Annotated in this window: 16 protein-coding genes; 5 read left to right on the top strand and 11 right to left on the bottom strand. The window is 73.0% G+C overall.

The genetic code is table 11. The annotated features are described in order from the left end of the window. Positions 1 to 3,411 (bottom strand): pyruvate carboxylase, encoded by a 3,411-nt coding sequence (locus tag BJK06_RS15475; protein ID WP_070418637.1) that lies wholly within the window; start codon positions 3,409 to 3,411, stop codon positions 1 to 3. A 60-nt stretch (positions 3,412 to 3,471) separates the two neighbouring features. Here BJK06_RS15475 and BJK06_RS15470 point away from each other — a divergent pair, with 60 nt between their 5' ends. Beyond that, the gene (locus BJK06_RS15470; RefSeq protein WP_070418636.1) at positions 3,472 to 4,284 is read left to right on the top strand and encodes a ParA family protein; all 813 of its coding nucleotides are present in this window, start codon (positions 3,472 to 3,474) and stop codon (positions 4,282 to 4,284) included. A 522-nt stretch (positions 4,285 to 4,806) separates the two neighbouring features. Here the strand turns inward: BJK06_RS15470 and BJK06_RS15465 are convergent. The 5 genes from BJK06_RS15465 to BJK06_RS15445 all read right to left on the bottom strand — a co-directional run bounded on the left by BJK06_RS15465 (position 4,807) and on the right by BJK06_RS15445 (position 8,840). After that, on the bottom strand, positions 4,807 to 5,367 hold the full coding sequence (locus BJK06_RS15465) for a MerR family transcriptional regulator (RefSeq protein WP_070418635.1): 561 nt from the start codon (positions 5,365 to 5,367) through the stop codon (positions 4,807 to 4,809). Between the two features lie 193 nt (positions 5,368 to 5,560). Beyond that, the gene (locus BJK06_RS15460; RefSeq protein ID WP_070418634.1) at positions 5,561 to 6,265 is read right to left on the bottom strand and encodes a MerR family transcriptional regulator; all 705 of its coding nucleotides are present in this window, start codon (positions 6,263 to 6,265) and stop codon (positions 5,561 to 5,563) included. Continuing rightward, the gene (locus tag BJK06_RS15455) at positions 6,265 to 6,744 is read right to left on the bottom strand and encodes an FHA domain-containing protein (RefSeq protein ID WP_070418633.1); all 480 of its coding nucleotides are present in this window, start codon (positions 6,742 to 6,744) and stop codon (positions 6,265 to 6,267) included. Before BJK06_RS15455 ends, BJK06_RS15460 begins: the two co-directional genes overlap by 1 nt. A gap of 123 nt (positions 6,745 to 6,867) precedes the next feature. After that, positions 6,868 to 7,848: an iron chelate uptake ABC transporter family permease subunit gene (locus BJK06_RS15450; RefSeq protein ID WP_070418632.1), complete on the bottom strand. Its 981-nt coding sequence runs from the start codon at positions 7,846 to 7,848 to the stop codon at positions 6,868 to 6,870. Then, positions 7,845 to 8,840, bottom strand: coding sequence for an iron ABC transporter permease (locus BJK06_RS15445; protein ID WP_258027648.1), 996 nt, complete (start codon positions 8,838 to 8,840; stop codon positions 7,845 to 7,847). Before BJK06_RS15445 ends, BJK06_RS15450 begins: the two co-directional genes overlap by 4 nt. Positions 8,841 to 9,038: 198 nt before the next feature. Between BJK06_RS15445 and BJK06_RS15440 the strand changes: the two genes are divergently transcribed. Further along, a complete protein-coding gene (locus BJK06_RS15440; protein WP_258027647.1) occupies positions 9,039 to 10,505 on the top strand; it encodes a S1C family serine protease in 1,467 nt (488 codons plus the stop codon). An 11-nt stretch (positions 10,506 to 10,516) separates the two neighbouring features. Here BJK06_RS15440 and BJK06_RS15435 read toward each other — a convergent pair whose 3' ends face one another. Beyond that, positions 10,517 to 11,674 carry a hypothetical protein gene (locus BJK06_RS15435; RefSeq protein WP_070418631.1) on the bottom strand — a complete coding sequence of 386 codons (1,158 nt, stop codon included), beginning with the start codon at positions 11,672 to 11,674 and terminating at the stop codon, positions 10,517 to 10,519. A gap of 90 nt (positions 11,675 to 11,764) precedes the next feature. Beyond that, on the bottom strand, positions 11,765 to 12,022 hold the full coding sequence (locus BJK06_RS15430) for a ferrous iron transport protein A (RefSeq protein ID WP_156794885.1): 258 nt from the start codon (positions 12,020 to 12,022) through the stop codon (positions 11,765 to 11,767). A gap of 33 nt (positions 12,023 to 12,055) precedes the next feature. Between BJK06_RS15430 and BJK06_RS15425 the strand changes: the two genes are divergently transcribed. Continuing rightward, positions 12,056 to 12,418, top strand: a complete 363-nt coding sequence (locus tag BJK06_RS15425) for an RNA-binding S4 domain-containing protein (protein ID WP_070418630.1) — start codon at positions 12,056 to 12,058, stop codon at positions 12,416 to 12,418. A 16-nt stretch (positions 12,419 to 12,434) separates the two neighbouring features. Here the strand turns inward: BJK06_RS15425 and BJK06_RS15420 are convergent, their stop codons facing one another. The 3 genes from BJK06_RS15420 to BJK06_RS15410 all read right to left on the bottom strand — a co-directional run bounded on the left by BJK06_RS15420 (position 12,435) and on the right by BJK06_RS15410 (position 15,450). Beyond that, on the bottom strand, positions 12,435 to 13,382 hold the full coding sequence (locus BJK06_RS15420; protein ID WP_070418629.1) for a DnaJ domain-containing protein: 948 nt from the start codon (positions 13,380 to 13,382) through the stop codon (positions 12,435 to 12,437). 222 nt (positions 13,383 to 13,604) lie between these two features. Further along, positions 13,605 to 14,681, bottom strand: a complete 1,077-nt coding sequence (locus BJK06_RS15415; RefSeq protein WP_070418628.1) for a winged helix DNA-binding domain-containing protein — start codon at positions 14,679 to 14,681, stop codon at positions 13,605 to 13,607. Positions 14,682 to 14,703: 22 nt separating this feature from the next. Beyond that, on the bottom strand, positions 14,704 to 15,450 hold the full coding sequence (locus BJK06_RS15410; protein ID WP_070418627.1) for a phosphotransferase enzyme family protein: 747 nt from the start codon (positions 15,448 to 15,450) through the stop codon (positions 14,704 to 14,706). A gap of 139 nt (positions 15,451 to 15,589) precedes the next feature. Between BJK06_RS15410 and BJK06_RS15405 the strand changes: the two genes are divergently transcribed. Continuing rightward, on the top strand, positions 15,590 to 16,240 hold the full coding sequence (locus BJK06_RS15405) for a GntR family transcriptional regulator (RefSeq protein ID WP_217637344.1): 651 nt from the start codon (positions 15,590 to 15,592) through the stop codon (positions 16,238 to 16,240). Further along, positions 16,237 to 17,481 (top strand): MFS transporter, encoded by a 1,245-nt coding sequence (locus BJK06_RS15400; RefSeq protein ID WP_070418625.1) that lies wholly within the window; start codon positions 16,237 to 16,239, stop codon positions 17,479 to 17,481. The genes BJK06_RS15405 and BJK06_RS15400 overlap by 4 nt, the downstream gene beginning before the upstream one ends. Positions 17,482 to 17,490 lie beyond the last annotated feature (9 nt).

The raw sequence follows: 17,490 nt of genomic DNA, 5'->3' as shown, positions 1-17,490 counted from the left end.
TTACTGCAGCACCACCAGGAGGTCGCCGGCGTCCACCTGCTGGGTCACCGGGATCGCGAGTCGGCCGACGGTCCCCGCGACGGGTGCCGTGATGGCCGCTTCCATCTTCATCGCCTCGATGCTCGCCACGGCCTGTCCGGCCTCGACGACGTCACCGACGGCGACCTTGAGCGTCACGACACCGGAGAACGGTGCCGCGACGTGCTTCGGGTCGGTCTTGTCCGCCTGCTCGGCTGCCTTGGTCTCGACCTCGATCGAGCGGTCGCGGACGTACACCGGGCGGAGCTGGCCGTTCATCGTCGCCATGACCGTGCGGACACCGCGCGCGTCGGCCTCGCCGATCGCCTCGAGCCCGACGAACAGGTCCACGCCCTTGCCGAGCGGCACGACGTGCTCCTGCTCGGGGCGCAGGCCGTACAGGTAGTCGACGGTCGGGACCACGGACAGGTCGCCGTACTGCTCGCGGACGCGCTCGAACTGCTGCGTCGGCTGCGGGAAGAGCAGGCGGTTGAGGGCCTGTCGCCGTTCGGGCCCGGGGGTGTCCAGGTGTGCGCGCTCGGCGTCCGGCACGGGCGTGATCTCGAGCCGGACGTCGCGGCCCGCGAGGACCTTCGACCGGAAGGGCTCGGGCCAGCCACCGGGCAGGTCGCCGAGTTCGCCGGCCATGAAGCCGACGACGGAGTCCGGGATGTCGTACTTCTGCGGGTTCTGCTCGAAGTCGACCGGGTCGGCGTCCACCGCCGCCAGCTGCAGCGCGAGATCGCCGACGACCTTCGACGACGGCGTGACCTTCGTGGGGCGGCCGAGGATCCGGTTCGCCTCGGCGTACCAGTCCTCGACCTGCTCGAAGCGGTCGCCGAGCCCGAGCGCGATGGCCTGCTGGCGGAGGTTCGACAGCTGACCGCCGGGGATCTCGTGCTTGTACACGCGGCCCGTCGGACCCGGCAGGCCCGACTCGAACGGCGCGTACGCACGCCGCACCGCTTCCCAGTACGGCTCGAGGTCGCCGACGGCGTCGAGGGAGAGCCCCGTGTCGCGCTCGGTGTGCGCCAGGGCGGCGACGAGCGCGGACATGCTCGGCTGGCTGGTGGTGCCGGCCATCGGCGCGGCGGCGACGTCCACCGCGTCGGCGCCGGCGCGGGCCGCGGCGAGGAGCGTCGCGAGCTGTCCGCCCGCGGTGTCGTGCGTGTGCACGTGCACCGGCTGGTCGAAGCGCTCCCGCAGGGCGGTGACGAGCTGCTCGGCCGCGCCGGCGCGGAGCAGGCCGGCCATGTCCTTGATGCCGATGACGTGCGCACCGGCCTCGACCATCTGCTCGGCGAGGCGGAGGTAGTAGTCGAGCGTGTAGAGGTCCTCGGACGGGTCGAGGAGGTCGGCGGTGTAGCAGAGCGCCGCTTCGGCGACGGCCGTGTCGGTGGCGAGCACCGCCTCCAGGGCCGGACGCAACTGGCTGACGTCGTTGAGCGCGTCGAACACGCGGAACACGTCGACACCCGTCGCGGCCGCCTCGGCCACGAACGCGTCCGTCACCTCGGTCGGGTACGGCGTGTAGCCGACGGTGTTGCGCCCGCGGAGCAGCATCTGGATCGGGATGTTCGGCATCGCCTCGCGCAGCGAGGCGAGCCGCTCCCACGGGTCCTCGCCGAGGAAGCGGAGCGCCACGTCGTAGGTGGCACCGCCCCAGGCCTCGACGCTGAGCAGCTGCGGCGTGAGTCGGGCGACGTACGGGGCGACCGCGACGAGGTCCTTCGTGCGGACACGGGTCGCGAGGAGCGACTGGTGGGCGTCGCGCATCGTCGTCTCGGTGACGGCGAGCTCGGTCTGGCCGCGGAGCGCCTTCGCCCACTCGGCCGGACCCAGCAGGCGGAGGCGGTCGCGCTGCCCCTCGGGGACCGGGGCGCCGAGGTCGATCGTCGGCAGCTTCTCGCTCGGCTCGACGGTCTGCGGGCGACGCTCGCCGTTCGGCTTGTTCACCGTGACGTCGGCGAGCCAGTTCAGCACCTTCGTGCCGCGGTCCTTCGAGACGTGGCCGCCGAACAGCTGCGGGCGCTCCTCGATGAACTTCGTCGAGATGTCCCCGCGATCGAAGTCGGGGTCCTCGAGCACGGCCTGCAGGAACGGGATGTTCGTGGAGACGCCCCGGATGCGGAACTCCGCGAGGGCGCGCTTCGCCCGGGCCACCGCCGCCGGGAAGTCCCGCCCGCGGCAGGTCATCTTCGCGAGCATCGAGTCGAAGTGCGGGCTGATCTGCGCGCCGGTGGCGACCGTGCCGCCGTCGAGGCGGACGCCCGCGCCACCCGGGCTGCGGTAGGTCGTGATGCGACCGGTGTCCGGGCGGAAGCCCTGCGTCGGGTCCTCGGTGGTGATGCGTGTCTGCAGGGCGGCGCCGTGCACGCGGACGCTGCCCTGCGACAGGCCGAGGTCGCCGAGGGTCTGCCCGGCGGCGATGCGCATCTGCGACTGGACGAGGTCGACGTCCGTGACCTCTTCGGTGACGGTGTGCTCGACCTGGATGCGCGGGTTCATCTCGATGAAGACGTGCTGGCCCGCACGCTCGCCCTCGGTGTCGAGCAGGAACTCCACCGTGCCGGCGTTCACGTACCCGATCGACCGGGCGAAGGCGACGGCGTCGCGGTGCAGCGCCTGCGCGATCGCCGGGTCGAGGTTCGGCGCCGGTGCGATCTCGACGACCTTCTGGTTCCGGCGCTGGACCGAGCAGTCGCGCTCGAAGAGGTGGATCGTGCCGGCGTCGGTGCCGGTGGCGTCGGCGAGGATCTGCACCTCGATGTGCCGCGGACGGATGACGGCCTGCTCGAGGAACATCGTCGGGTCGCCGAAGGCGCTGTCGGCCTCGCGCATCGCCTCTTCGAGGGCCGCACGCAGCTCGGGCTTCGTCTCCACCCGGCGCATGCCACGGCCACCGCCACCGGCGACGGCCTTCGCGAACACCGGGAAGCCGATGGCGTCCGCGCCGGCGAGGAGTTCCTCGATGTCGCGGCTCGCTGGGGTGCTCGCGAGGACCGGGACACCGGCCGCGACCGCGTGTTCCTTCGCGGTGACCTTGTTGCCCGCCATCTCGAGCACGTGCTCGCCCGGGCCGATGAACGTGATGCCCGCGGCGGCGGCAGCGGCGGCGAGCTCCGGGTTCTCGGACAGGAAGCCGTAGCCCGGGTAGATCGCGTCGGCACCCGACTCGCGTGCGACACGCACGATCTCGGAGACGTCCAGGTAGGCGCGGACGGGATGTCCGCGCTCCCCGATCAGGTAGGCCTCGTCCGCCTTGAGGCGGTGCAGGGAGTTGCGGTCCTCGTACGGGTAGACGGCGACGGTCTTCGCCCCCAGCTCGTACGCGGCCCGGAAGGCACGGATGGCGATCTCGCCACGATTGGCGACCAGGATCTTGCTGAACACGAGGTCCCTTTCAGCCCGGGTTGAGGTGACACAACCCTACTGGCGGTAACGTTGCTCACCGTGCATGTACTCAGCGTGAGCTCCCTCAAGGGTGGTGTCGGCAAGACGACGGTGACGCTCGGCCTGACTTCGGCCGCGTTCGCCAAGGGACTGCGCACGCTGGTGGTGGATCTCGACCCGCAGTCGGACGTCTCGACCGGCCTCGACATCAACATCTCCGGCCACCTCAACGTGGCGGACGTCCTCGAGAACCCGAAGGAGAAGATCGTCCGTCAGGCGATCGCCCCCTCGGGGTGGACGAAGGGCTCCCAGGGCAAGATCGACGTCATGGTCGGATCGCCCTCGGCCATCAACTTCGACGGGCCGCACCCGTCCATCCGCGACATCTGGAAGCTCGAAGAGGCCCTCGCCAACGTCGAGCAGGACTACGACCTCGTCCTCATCGACTGCGCGCCGTCGCTGAACGCCCTCACCCGCACCGCCTGGGCTGCGTCCGACCGTGTGACCGTCGTCACCGAGCCCGGACTCTTCTCGGTGGCCGCTGCCGACCGGGCCCTCCGCGCGATCGAGGAGATCCGCCGCGGGCTCTCCCCCCGCCTGCAGCCGCTCGGCATCATCGTGAACCGTGCCCGCGTGCAGTCGCTCGAGCACCAGTTCCGCATCAAGGAGCTCCGGGACATGTTCGGCCCGCTCGTGCTCTCACCGCAGCTGCCCGAGCGGACCTCGCTGCAGCAGGCGCAGGGTGCGGCGAAGCCCCTGCACGTGTGGCCGGGTGAGTCGGCGCAGGAGATGGCGAAGAACTTCGACCAGCTGCTCGAGCGCATCATGCGCACGGGCAAGATCGGCCCGTACGCCGAGGGCGGCGCGGCCTAGGGCGCGTCGCGCCCGCTGGCGCGTGGCGCTCCTGGCGCGTGGGCCCGTTCGGCTTCGCCGAGGTCGCGCAACACGCCGCTCGCCTTCGCCGAGGTCGCGCGAAACGCCGCCGGGAGCTGGCCCGAACGGCAGAACGTGCGACCTCGCCTCCGGCACGGCGCACGACATCGACCGGGAGGCGCGCCTCGCCTCCGTCACACCGCCGCCGGGCACCACGCGCGGGTTCACCCCGCGAGGTCGCTCGACATGCGGCTCACGTCCGACGAGGTCGCACGAACGGCCGCCGGAAACGGACTCGCGCGGCAGATCGTGCGACCTCGTGGTCGGGGCGGTGTGACGCCCGCGGAGGCTCGCTCGCGGTCGCACGACGCCCGGCGCGCGCCGAGGTCGTACGACACGTCACGGCGTCCGTGCCGAGGTCGCACAACGTGTCGCACGGAATGGGCGCGCACGGCAGACCGTGCGACCTCGCGACTCGAGCGGACGCGGGCTCGGGCCCGGGCAGGCCCCGGCCGCGCGGGACTAGGACGCGCGGGAAGCCCGGCGGGCGGCGAGCTCGTCGTCGGGGTCGGCCGCCGGCGTCGCGTCGAGTTCGACCAGCGAGGACTCGACCTCGCGCAGGACCTTGCCCACCGCGATGCCGAACACGCCCTGACCCCGCGACACCAGGTCGATGACCTCGTCGTCGGAGGTGCAGAGGTACACCGAGGCGCCGTCCGACATGAGCGTCGTCTGCGCCAGGTCCGAGACGCCGGACTCGCGCAGCTGGTTCACGGCGGTGCGGATCTGCTGGAGGGAGATGCCCGTGTCGAGCAGGCGCTTCACGAGCTTGAGCACGAGGATGTCGCGGAAGCCGTACAGCCGCTGCGACCCGGAGCCCGCGGCCCCGCGGATCGTCGGCTCGACGAGCTCGGTGCGGGCCCAGTAGTCGAGCTGGCGGTAGGAGATGCCGGCAGCACGAGCAGCGACGGTACCGCGGTACCCGTTCTGCTCGTCGTGCTCGGGCAGGCCGTCGGTGAAGAGCAGCCCGAGGTCGTACCGGGTCATCTCCGACTCGGTGCCGGGGGTGTCGTTCCCACTCATCAGGCTGCCTTCCACGACGATCGAGCTCCCAACTGAACGTTCAATGACGGGTTGAGAGTTGTTCCGAGGTCCACGGTAGCGACTCGGACCGCTCCGGCGCGGGACATCCGACTCGGCGCGTCCGGCGTGTCGAGGATACGCCCCACCCACCGACGCGCACCAGCGGTCGAGGAGGGACGAGCCACGACGCGCGTCATGCGTCGAGACGCCCGATCGCCGTCCGGATGAGGTTCGACCGGATCACCTCGAGGTGGCCGGCGATCTCGCGCGCGAGCTCGGTCGCCTTCGCCCGGGACGTGGCGTCACCGCGGCGGGACACCGGCATGAGCGCGGACTCGATGAGCCCGACCTCGCGCTCGGCGACGCTGCGCATCGTGCGGAGGTGTCGCGGTTCGATCCCGGTGCGCTGGAGTTCGACGAGGGCCTTGAGCACCGAGACCCCGTCGTCGCCGTACGTGTCGGCAGCGGGCAGCAGCGACGCCGAGACCGCGTCGGCGAGGAGCATCGGCGAGGCACCGGCAGCCCGGACCGTCTCGTCGCGGGTGTAGCGCCGCTCACGCCCGAGGATGGACGGCTTCGGCGCGTCGCCGCCCCCGGGGAGGACGGGTTCGCGCCCGGCGTCGAGGTCGGCCAGGTAGTCCTTGATGACCTTGAGCGGGAGGTAGTGGTCGCGCTGCAGCCCGAGGACGATCCGGAGCCGCTCGACGTCGGCCGCCGAGAACTTCCGGTAGCCGCTCGCGGTGCGGATCGGGGTGACCAGCTCGCGCTCTTCGAGGAACCGGAGCTTCGAGCTCGACAGGTCCGGGAACTCCGGCTTGAGGCGAGCGAGGACCTGCCCGATCGTGAGCAGGTCCGGGACCGCGGACCCCGCCCGGGCCGCGGCGGACCGTGCGGCCACTACGCGGTCGCCAGGCGCGCCAGGTCGACCCGGGAGGCGTAGAAGGTCAGGCGGAACTTGCCGACCTGCACTTCGGACCCGTCGGTGAGGAGTGCTTCGTCGATGCGGACGCCGTCGAAGTACGTGCCGTTGAGCGACCCGTTGTCCTTCACGCTGAAGCTCGTGCCGTGACGGAGGAACTGCGCGTGCCTGCGCGACACGGTGACGTCGTCGAGGAAGATGTCGGCGTCGGGGTGGCGCCCCGCCGTGGTGACGTCCGAGTCGAGGAGGAACCGAGCACCGACGTTCGGCCCGCGACGGACCACGAGCAGCGCCGACCCGGAGGGCAGCGCGTTGATCGCTTCACGTTCTTCGGCGGACACACCGGACTCGGCAGTGAGCGCCGCCCCCATGTCCATGCTGAAGGTCAGTGTGGTGTCGACCAGCCGCTGCTCAGGGGTCTTCTGACCGTCCGGCTGCGGGACCACTGGTTCTGGCATCGTGGACCTCCTCCTCTTGGCGCACCAGCGTATCGGAAACGAGCGGCCGAACGGGAGCCCCGAACGGGGCTGGGGACAACTCGGCAGAACGCGTACAGCGAACGTACCGGGAACACGGATGCGTCAGCGCCCGCGTGCGAGCAGCCACAGCAGGTAGGGCGCCCCGATGACCCCCGTCACCACACCGACCGGCAGCGCGTTCCCCGGGATCGCGAACTGCGCGATGAGGTCGCTCGCCAGCGTGATCGCGGCACCGACGGCGGCAGTCGACCCGAGGGCGACCCGTCCGCCCCCGACGAGCCTCCGGGCGATGGGGGCCGCCATCAGCGCGACGAACGACACCGGTCCCGCGGTGGCCACGGCGGCGGCGGTCAGGCACACGGCGGTCAGCAGGAGCAGCACCTTCGCGCGGTTCGGCCGGAGCCCGAGCGCCGAGGCCACCTCGTCGCCGAGGGTCAGCACGGTGAGCCGCGAGGACTGCAGGAGGGCGAGTGCCGTGAACACGACGAAGACGACGGCGAGGACCCCGACGAGGTTCCGGTCGACGGCGTTCAGGCTGCCGGAGAGCCAGAGCAGCGCGGTGCCGGCCTGGGTGACCGTGCCGCTCGTGAGCATCCACCCGGTGATGCTCAGGCAGATCGCCGCGACGCCGATGCCCACGAGGACGACCCGGTTGCCGGTGATCCCCCGACGCCACGCGAGTCCGGCGATGACGAGGGAGACGAGGACGGCACCGACGAGCACCACCGAGAACAGGGTCCCGCCGCTCGCGCCGAAAAGGACGATGGCGGTCAGGCCCGAGGCGCTCGCGCCCGAGGTGATGCCGATGACGTCCGGACTCGCGATGGGGTTCCGGACGACGCTCTGCACGATGCCCCCGGCCACGCCGAGCGACGCCCCCACGAGGATCGCCCCGGCGACACGAGGGCCACGGAGCTGCCCGATCACGAAGTCCGAGACGGTGTCGCCGTGCCCGACGAGCGCGCTCGCGACCTGCACGGGCGAGAGCGGGATCTCGCCGACGCCGAGCCCGACGAGCACGAGGGCGAGGAGCAGGACGAGGACGGCGCCGAGCACGAGCCACTCGCGGCGCACGGCCGTCACAGCCCCTTCACCGCCCGCGACCGCACGAGCCAGATGAACACCGGCGCGCCGATGAGTGCCGTGACGATCCCGACCTGCAGCTCCCCCGGGTACGCCACGACGCGGCCGATCACGTCGGCGACGAGCAGCAGCGCCGGCGCGACGATGGCCGACAGCAGGATCGTCCACCGGTGGTCCGGCCCGCTCAACCGACGGACGGCGTGCGGCACGGCGAGCCCGATGAACGCGATCGGCCCGGCCGCCGCGACGGCCGACCCGGCGAGGAGCACGGTGACGACTCCCCCGACGGCGCGCACGAGCACGACGCGCTGCCCGAGCGACGCGGCGAGCTCGTCACCGAGCGCGAGCGTGTTGAGCGACCGGCCGAGGGCGAAGGCGATGACGAGTCCGACGAGCACCGGGACCGTGATCACCCCGGCGGTGCCGAGGTCCTTGCCGGCCAGCGCTCCGACCTGCCAGAAGCGCAGCTGGTCGAGGAGGCTCTGGCTCGTCACGAGCACCGCCGTGGTGATCGAGGACAGTGCAGCGGCGACGACGGCACCGGACAGGGCGAGTCCGACGGGCGACAGCCCCCGACGGGCCACGGCGGCGATGCCGTACACGAGGAGCGCGGCGAGGGCGGCCCCGAGGAAGGCGAACGGCAGGTACGCGGCGGTGCCGCTGACGCCGAACAGCGCGATCCCGGCGACGACCGCGAGCGCGGCCCCGGAGTTGATGCCGAGGACGCTCGGATCGGCGAGCGGGTTCCGGGTGACGCCCTGCATGACGGCGCCGGTGACCCCGAGCGCGGACCCGGCGAGGAGTCCGACGACGGTGCGGGGCACGCGGTTGCCGAGCACGATCAGGCCGATCTCGTCGTTCCGTCCGGGGTGCAGGACGGTGTCGAGCACGGTGCCGAGCGGGATCGGACGGGAGCCGAAGGCCACCGAGAGCGCCACTGCCACGACGAGGACGACCACCGCCAGCACGGTGGCGCCGACGAGGCGGGACACGGAGCTGGGCGCAGGAGGGGTGGGCGACGGCGAACGCATGGGAAGTAAGGCAACCCTAACGGACGACGTCGTACGGCGACCCCCGAGCAAGCCGTGAGCAGCCGCAGGGTCCGTTCATAGGCTCGTCATGGGAACCGGGCCTGTACTCGTACCCATCGACGCCCGACCGGGCAGCCGAGGGACGACCGGAGAGCACTGATGAACGAGACCCCGAACCCCGCCGCCGACGAGAACGGCACCGCCCGCACCGACGCCGCGCAGCCGCAGGCCGGGGCGACGTGGGAGGCACCGCACGCCGACCCGTCGGCCCTCCGCTCGGCCTACGCGTTCGACGGCAGCGGCCCGTTCCTCTACGGGCCCGACGGCTCCGGCCCCTACGGCTACACCCCGGACGGCCGCGGCCCGTTCCTGATCGGCAGCCCGTCGCTCCCCGGGTTCCAGCACGGCTGGGTGCACGGCGCCGCCGCAGCGAACCACGCCACGAAGCACCCCCGCCGGCTGGGCCTGATGATCGGGTCCGGGATCGCGGCCCTGGCGATCGTCGGTGCGGCGGGCGGGACCGCGCTCGGACTGTCCTCGCAGCACACGACCACCACCTCGAGCCAGTCGCAGGGCACGACGCTGCCGGACACCGGATCGGGTTCCGGCACCGGCTCCGACGGCAGCGGCACGAACGGCTTCACGGTGCCGGGCGACGGCACCGGCAGCGGGTCGAGCGACGGCGGCAGCGGCACGAGCACCGAGTCCGCGGCGACCGCGGCGACGAGCGCCCAGAAGAAGGGCGTCGTGACGATCAACACGGTCCTCAACTACGACGAGTCGTCGCAGGCGGCCGGCACGGGCATGATCCTCACCTCGAACGGCACGATCCTCACGAACAACCACGTCATCCAGGGCGCGACGAGCATCACGGTCACCGACGAGACGACCGGCAAGGAGTACAAGGCGGACGTCGTCGGGACGGATGCCACCCACGACGTCGCGGTCCTCAAGCTCGAAGGCGCGTCGGGCCTGTCCACGGTGACGCTCGACGACGACGGCGAGCCGAGCACGGGCGACACCGTGACCGACGTCGGCAACGCCGAGGGCACCGGCAACCTCGTCGCCGCCGAGGGCACCGTGACCGCGACCGACCAGGACATCCAGGTGCAGAGCGAGTCGGGCACGGGCACCGAGTCGCTGCAGGGACTCATCGAGGTCGCGGCGGACATCGTCTCGGGCGACTCGGGCGGTCCGGTGCTCGACAGCGAGGGCGAGGTCGTCGGCATGGCCACCGCGGCGTCATCGGGCACGGCGGACGTCACCGGGTACGCGATCCCGATCACCACGGCGAAGTCGATCGCGGACAAGATCCTCGCGGGCGAGTCGTCGTCGACGATCACCATCGGACTGCCGGCGTTCCTCGGGGTCGAGGTCAGCGGGACGGCATCGACGGGCGGCGTCGCGGTCGCGGGCACGGTCGAGGGCTCCGGCGCCGCGTCGGCCGGTCTCGCCGCCGGCGACACGATCACGAGCATCGACGGCACGGCCGTGGCGAGCTCGGACGCGCTGACCTCGGCGATCCAGTCGCACTCGGTCGGGGACAAGGTGACGGTCGGGTACACCGACAGCACCGGTGCCGCGAAGACCGTCACGGTCACCCTGACCGCCGGCCCCGCGGCCTAGCAGAGAACGGCTCAGCCGAGCAGCGCCCGCACCACCGACCGGTACACGTTCGCCGGGGAGTCCGTCGTGAAGACGGTCTCCCCGGCTTCCGTGCGTCCGACACGCGCGAAGCCCTGCCCCGCCGCGTGCACGACGACGATCGGGTTCGGCTTCCCCGGACGACGCAGTGACGACACCGTCCACGGAGCCGCCCAGAAGCGCGCGAGCCGCGGGTCCGCCTCGGCGATCGCCGTCGGCAGGTCGGGGGCCGCGTCCGCCCCGGAGGTCCGGCGCCCGAGCAGGTCCGCCCGGAGCGACCCCGTGCGGAACGGGAAGGTCCATGCCGGACCGATGCCGAGCCTCCCGGCCACGAGCGCGACCACGCGCTCGACCGGCAGCTGCGCGATCACCGCGCCCGTCTCGTCCGTCCCGTCCACGACGGTCTCCGACCAGGCCTGGAGGCGCGTGGTGCGCCCGTCGGGCAGCCGCTGTTCCAGGGTGACGGGCTGGTCATCGCCCTCCCACGGTGCGAGGAGCGCCTGTGTCGATTCGGGCAGGGTGCCGAGCCGGCCGACCAGGCCGGACTCGATGAGCTCGCGTCCGGCGGGCGTGCGGAGGAGCGTGGGGTTCCAGCGACGGCCGGCGAGCGAGCGCAGGGTGGCGAGGGCCTCGGAGTGGAGGTGGGTGCCCTCGAGGTCGGCGGCCGGTGCGGGCTCGGGCAGTGCCTCGAGGTCGCGCTGCACCCGCGACGGTGCGGGTTCGGTGGCGCGGACGCTGTCGAGCACGGCGAACACGAGGTCGTCGGTGGCGAGCATCCGGGCGAGCGGCCGCTCGATGGTGAGGTCGACGCGGTGCCGTCCGGTGACGAAGAGCAGATGCGCTCCCGCGACGTCGCCGCCCTCGTCGGGCCGGACGTACTCGACGAGGCGCGCCGGCGCTCCCGCGGTCGTCCACGGGTCCGAGCCGATGAGTCGGAGCCCCTCGACCGAACCGGGGAGGCGTTCGAGCAGACTCGTGTGCTCCTCCGCGACCGTCCGGTCGCTCGGACGGGATCGGACGGTGAGCACGACGTCGTCGCCGGTGACGCGCAGGTCCGCCTGGGCCGAGTCCTCACGGCGCCACGCGTCGGGGCGGCGGAGGGTCAGGCGGGCGGTGCGGTCCTCGGTGCCGAGTGGGACGGGGACGGCCATGGCACGAGGCTACGTCGGGGCCGGTGCGGGGGCGGTGGCGGCTCGCCGGGGGCGCGCGCTTCGGGTGCACGCGGAGTCGGACCGGCGGACTCAGGGGCGGCGCGGGCGTGGCGCGGGCGGCGGCGGGACCGGCTTCGCGGCGACGACGTCGGCGAGCGCCACCTCGACGGGGCCCCGGCGGGTGTCGATCGTCACGGACGACGCGGTCCGGGCGACGAGGACGCCGAGCGCGTCCTGCGCTCCCCCGCCGTGGTGCGCCCGCACGACCACGCGGTCCCCGACCGCGGCGTCCCGGAGGACCCCGAGCGCCAGCGCCCGGGCGATCGCGTCCTGACCGGTGCCCTCCACGCCCCCAGCGTAGGGCGCGCCTAGAGTGTGGGGATGGCCAAGGCACGCGTGGACAGCTGGATCTGGGCGGTGCGGATCACGAAGACCCGCTCCGCCGCGACCGCCGCGTGCAAGGCCGGCCACGTCCGGGTGAACGGGGAGCGTGCGAAGCCCGCGCAGCCGATCGGCCCCGGGGACGAGGTCCGGGTCCGGCAGAACGGGTTCGACCGGATCGTCGTCGTCACGGGGATCATCCTCAAGCGGACGAGCGCACCCGAGGCCGCGAAGCACTTCGAGGACAAGACCCCGCCGCGGCTCCCCAAGGAGGAGGCCGGCTTCGTCCCGATGCGCGACCGCGGCGCCGGACGTCCGAGCAAGCGGGAGCGCCGCGACCTCGAGAAGCTCCGCGGCTACTGACCCCGCCGTCCGGGCATCAGACGAAGCGGACGGTCTGCTGCAGGCGGTCGCGGACCTCGAACACGTCGACGCTCCCCTCGGGCGACCACACGCCGCCCAGTACCTGCCCGAGCGCACTCCGGCGGACGACGAGCGCCGTGGGCTTCCGGGGCGAGCCGACGACCTGCACGTCCTCGTCCACCGCGGAGTCCGGCACGACGAGCAGCCGGCCGGTGAACCGCACCCGGGTCTGCTTCTGCACGGCGCGGGCGGCCCGGACGAGCTCCTTCACGGGGCGCTCCCCTGGCGCCAGGGTCTCCCCCGTGATCTCGCCGTGCTCGACGCGGACCGGGGCGCCCCAGTCGATCGACTCGACGGCCCACAGGCCGCTCGGGGTGAGGACCGCGTGGTCGAGCTTGCCCTCGGCCCCCGCGTCGAGGTCGTGCCACACGGTCACGCCGATGCCCATCTCGGAGACGATCGACGCGGTCGCTTCCTCGGCGAGCGCCTCGGCCAGCAGCCGTCGGATGTGCCGGGGAGCGGAGCGGATGAGCGTGGGGTCGTAGGGGTCCTCGATGGGGTCCCCGAGGCCGACCCACTCGCGCTCGGCCTGCAGGAAGACCTCGCGCGATCGCCCGCCGGGGTGTCCGTGGGACCGGGCGCGCGGACGTGCATCGCGACGCGCTGCCGGGGGTGCGTAGGCGTCGCGGCCGGTGTCGCTCCTCCAGGCCGAGGAACCGGACGGGCCGGACGCGCTCTGCTGGCTGCCGCGCTGGGATCCCGCGTCGTAGGCGCGGCGTGCGGCGGGGGTGCCGATGCGTTCCCAGGCGATCTGGACCTGGCGGAAGCGGCGGGCGTCGCCGCCGAGGTCGGGGTGGGACTCGCGGGCGGCGCGGCGGTAGGCGCGGCGGAGTTCGTCGTCGTCGGCGGTCGCTCGGACGCCGAGGACTTCGTACGGGGTGGCGTCGGCCGGGCTGTCGGTCATGGCCCTGCGACATTACCCGAGGGAGCGTCGGAGTCCGCCGCGTGGCTGCTGGGTGCTGCCTGGGCCCACGCCGCCGGTTCCGGGGCGACGCGCCAGCGGCGGACCGGCCGTGCCGGTGGGGAGAGGAACGGGTCGGGTCCGGTACGCCGGCACCGGGTCTGCGACGAGGCACCTGTCGATCGACCGGTGCGGTGTCGCGGACGGCGTGCGGGACCGGGATGGTCAGGCGACGGCGAAGGAGACGGGGGCCGCGAGGAACGATCCGTACCGGTCGGCGGCGGCCTCGAGGGCGCGGACCGCACCGGCGTCGAGCGGCTCGAAGGGCGTGACGGCGACCCGGACGTCGCGGGTGCGCTCGGTGCGGCTCCAGGTCCCGACGACCCGACCCCGCACGACGGCCATCGGCAGGAACATGCCGTTGGCGCCGGGGACGACCCGGTCGGCGTGCACGGGGTCGAGCTGGACGGAGCGGTCGGCGTACCCGAGGAGGTACTCGTCGAACCCGGGCAGGAGGTGCCCGGTCGGCACACCCCCGGGGTCGGGTCGGTCGGCGAGGGCGAGGAGTCCGTCGCCGAGGTCCTCCACGGCGTCACCGGCCACCGCTCGGGCACGCCGGAGGTCGCCGAGCGGCAGCTTCGTCCAGGAGGCGGTGTCGGCCTCGGTCACCGGGCCCCTCCCGCGCAGGTGACCGATCAGCACCCGCCGCAGAGCCTCGTCGCGGTCGGGCAGGTCGGCCGTCGCCGGTGCCCACTCGTCGAGGAGCACGAGCCCCTGGCCGACGCGGGCGGTGGGCCCCCAGGCGACCATCCCCTCGAGCGCGAGGCGGAGCAGCACGTGGTACCCCAGCCCTCGCGTCGGGTCGATGCCGGTGCCTCGGTAGACGTCGAACAGGTCGTCGCGCACGAGCGACCGACCGCCGGACAGCGCGTCGGCCGTGGCGTCCCGGGCGGTGCGGAGGACGTCGTCGTCGATGCCGAGCTCGGTCGCACGCCGGGCGATGGAGCGGATCGTCCGATCGGCGGTGAGGGAGAGCAGCAGTCGGAGGTCGTCGGGGCGCATCGCGTGCAGGGTGCCGCGCATCGGCCACGAACGGACGACCTCGCCGCGGTCGAACGCGGCGCGGACGTCGTCGCGCGTGGACCCGGGCGCGCGGACGCCGATGGCCCAGGTGACCTGCCCGAGGTCCTGCCCCTGGACGGCGAGCATGCGTTCCACCACCTGGGTCGGCCCGAGCCCGGGCACGGCGATCCCCTGGGCGGCGAGGCGCATCGCGCGCAGCTGGGCCGGTGTGGTCGTCATGGCACCAGCATCGCCGTCGCGGTCAGGCGACGGCTGCGGTGATCTCGTCGGCGTGCTGCTCGATGTACGCCACGTCGGCCCGGTAGAGGTCGGCGTGCCCGTGCTGCAGGTCGCTGACGAACTTCGGGTTCCCGGCCGCGGCCTCGGTCTCCATGGTCGTGACCAACGCGACGAGGGAGCCGAGGATCGTCTCGGCGAGGACCTCGCGCGACCGGGCGTCCAGCTCGTAGGCGCGGCAGAACTCGGCGGCGCGGTCGAGCCGTTCGTCGAGCGACGGCGCGGTCGACCCCTCGACGACGCCGGTGGTGAACGGTGCGAACCGGTACACGGCACTGGCCACGTCCCAGACCCGTGGCCCGGGGTGCGCGGTGTCGAAGTCGATGAGCCCGACCGCGGCGATGCCGTCGTAGACGCAGTTGTACGGTGCGAAGTCGCCGTGCACGATCGTCTCGGCGGGGTACCGCTCCGCCTGGGACCAGACGTCGCGGTCGTCGTCGCGCGTGAAGGTGGCGGCGGCGTCGTGGTAGTGCCGCAGCAGCCGGGCGGTCGTGACGAGGGCGGCCTCGCTCGCGACGTCGGCCGTCCACGGGTACTCCCCCGCTTCGCCGGGGACGAACGAGACGGTCTCGAGCGTGTGCCCGAGCTCGATCGGTTCCGGTGCTGCGACGAACCCCTGTTCGTGCAGGTGGGCGAGCAGCCGGTGCACGGTCGGCGTCCACGGCCCTGCCGGGCGGTGCACGCGATCGTCGGCCCTGGTGATCCGCTCCATCGGAACCTCCTGTTGTACGTCTCCGTTGACGTGGTGGCCCAGCGTATCCGCCCGTGCGCCCCGGTGTCGCGGTCCACGTGTGAACAGCGCGTGACACGACCGCATGCACCGTTGCATGCAAGGGGTAGGATCGTCGACCGTGAGCACCCCGAGCACGAACACCACCGCCCAGGCAGCGTCCGACCGGGCCTACGACCACGTGAAGCGCGCGATCATCCGCGGCGACCTGCCCGGCGGCACGGCGATCAGCGAGAACGCGCTCTGCCAGGAGATCGGCGTGTCGCGGACGCCCGTGCACGAGGCGTTCCTGCGTCTCGCCGCCGAGGACCTGCTCACCCTCGAGTCCCGGAAGGGCGCCGTCGTCCGGCCGATGTCCCCGAGCGAGGCGGCCGACGTGCTCGAGATGCGGGAGGCGATCGAGTCGACCGCGGCGACCCGCGTCGTCACCGACGGGCGTGTGGCGGACGTCACCCCGTTCCTCCAGGCGATGCTCGCGGAACAGGAGCAGGCGGTCGCGACCGGCGACGTCGACCGGTTCATCGAGGTCGACGCGGAGTTCCACGGCGCCGTCATCGGGGCGTCGCGGAACGCCATCGCCGTCATGTTCGCCCGGACCCTGCGCGACCGGCAGCAGCGGCTGCGGCACCACCTGATGCGGCTCCAGCCGTCCCAGTTGCAGGCGTCCCTCGAGGACCACCGGGCACTGGCCGCCGCGCTCGAGGCCGGCGACGCCCTCCGCTACGCCGAGGTCCTCCGCGCCCACGTCGCGTCGCACCGGGGCGCCCTGTGAGCGCCACCACCGGCAGCGTCCCGACCACCGGCTCGCTCGCGGTCCCGAACGCACGCGTCCTGCCGTGGGTCGCCGTCTGGGGCGCGGTGTTCGTGTGCTCGTGGGGCGGGAACCAGTTCTCACCCCTGCTGCTCATGTACGAGGAGCGCGCGCACTACTCGTCGCTGCTCGTGAACGTCTTCCTGGGCGTGTACGTGCTCGGGCTCGCGCCGGCGCTCCTCGTCGCCGGGTCCCTGTCCGACCGGCACGGCCGCCGCCCGCTGATGCTCGCCGGGATCGTCTCGGCCGTCGTCGGCAGCGGACTGCTGGCGTTCGGCCCGCTCGGCGCGGGGTTCCTCATGGCCGGACGCCTGTTCTCCGGGGTCACCGTCGGGATCGCGATGGCGGTCGGCAACAGCTGGGTGAAGGAGCTCTCGCAGGGACGCTTCGACCCGTCGGCCGACGCCGGTTCCGGTGCACGCCGGGCGTCACTGGCGTTCACCCTCGGGTCGGCGTCGGGTGCCCTCGTCGCAGGGCTCATCGCCCAGTGGGGGCCGATCCCCGAGGTCCTGCCCTTCCTCGTGCACATCTGCGTCGCCGTCCCCTTCGCCGTGATCGTCTGGCGAACGCCGGAGACGAGCCGCTCCGGCGGGCTGCCCGGTCCCTGGTGGAAGCAGCTCGCCGTGCCGAGCGCCGGGCACCGCCGGTTCACCCGGGTCGTGCTCGTCGCCGCGCCGTGGATCTTCGGGTCAGCCGCGATCGGGTACGGGTACCTGCCGACCAAGCTGGCCGGGGCGACCGGTACGTGGGGGCTCGTGTTCGCCACCGCCGCCACCGTCGTCGCCCTCGGGGTGTCGAGTGCCGTGCAGCCCCTCGCCGGGCGGGTCACCTCGCTCCTGTCGGCACGCGGACTGCTGACGGCCGTGGCGCTCATGACCGCGGGCGTCGCCGTGGTCGTCGTGGCGGTCCAGCTGCAGTCCGTGGCGATCGGGCTCGTGGCGAACGTCGTGATCGGCCTCGGCATCGGGCTGGCGCTCGTGTCGAGCCTGCTCGAGGTCCAGCGGATCGCGGGGACACGCGACCTGGCCGGGCTCACCGGGGTGTTCTACGCGGCGGCGTACGCCGGGTTCCTGGCGCCGGCGGTCATCGCCGCGGTGGCGAACGTCGTGGCGGTGCCGACGATCCTGTGGGTGGTCGTCGGGCTCGGGGTGCTGTCGTGGGTGGCGATCCTGGTGTCGTCGCGGAAGCACATCCCCGCGTAGCTGGACCGC

This window comes from Curtobacterium sp. BH-2-1-1, assembly GCF_001806325.1.
GTDB lineage: Bacteria > Actinomycetota > Actinomycetes > Actinomycetales > Microbacteriaceae > Curtobacterium.
This window is presented reverse-complemented; position numbering and strand designations above follow the sequence as displayed.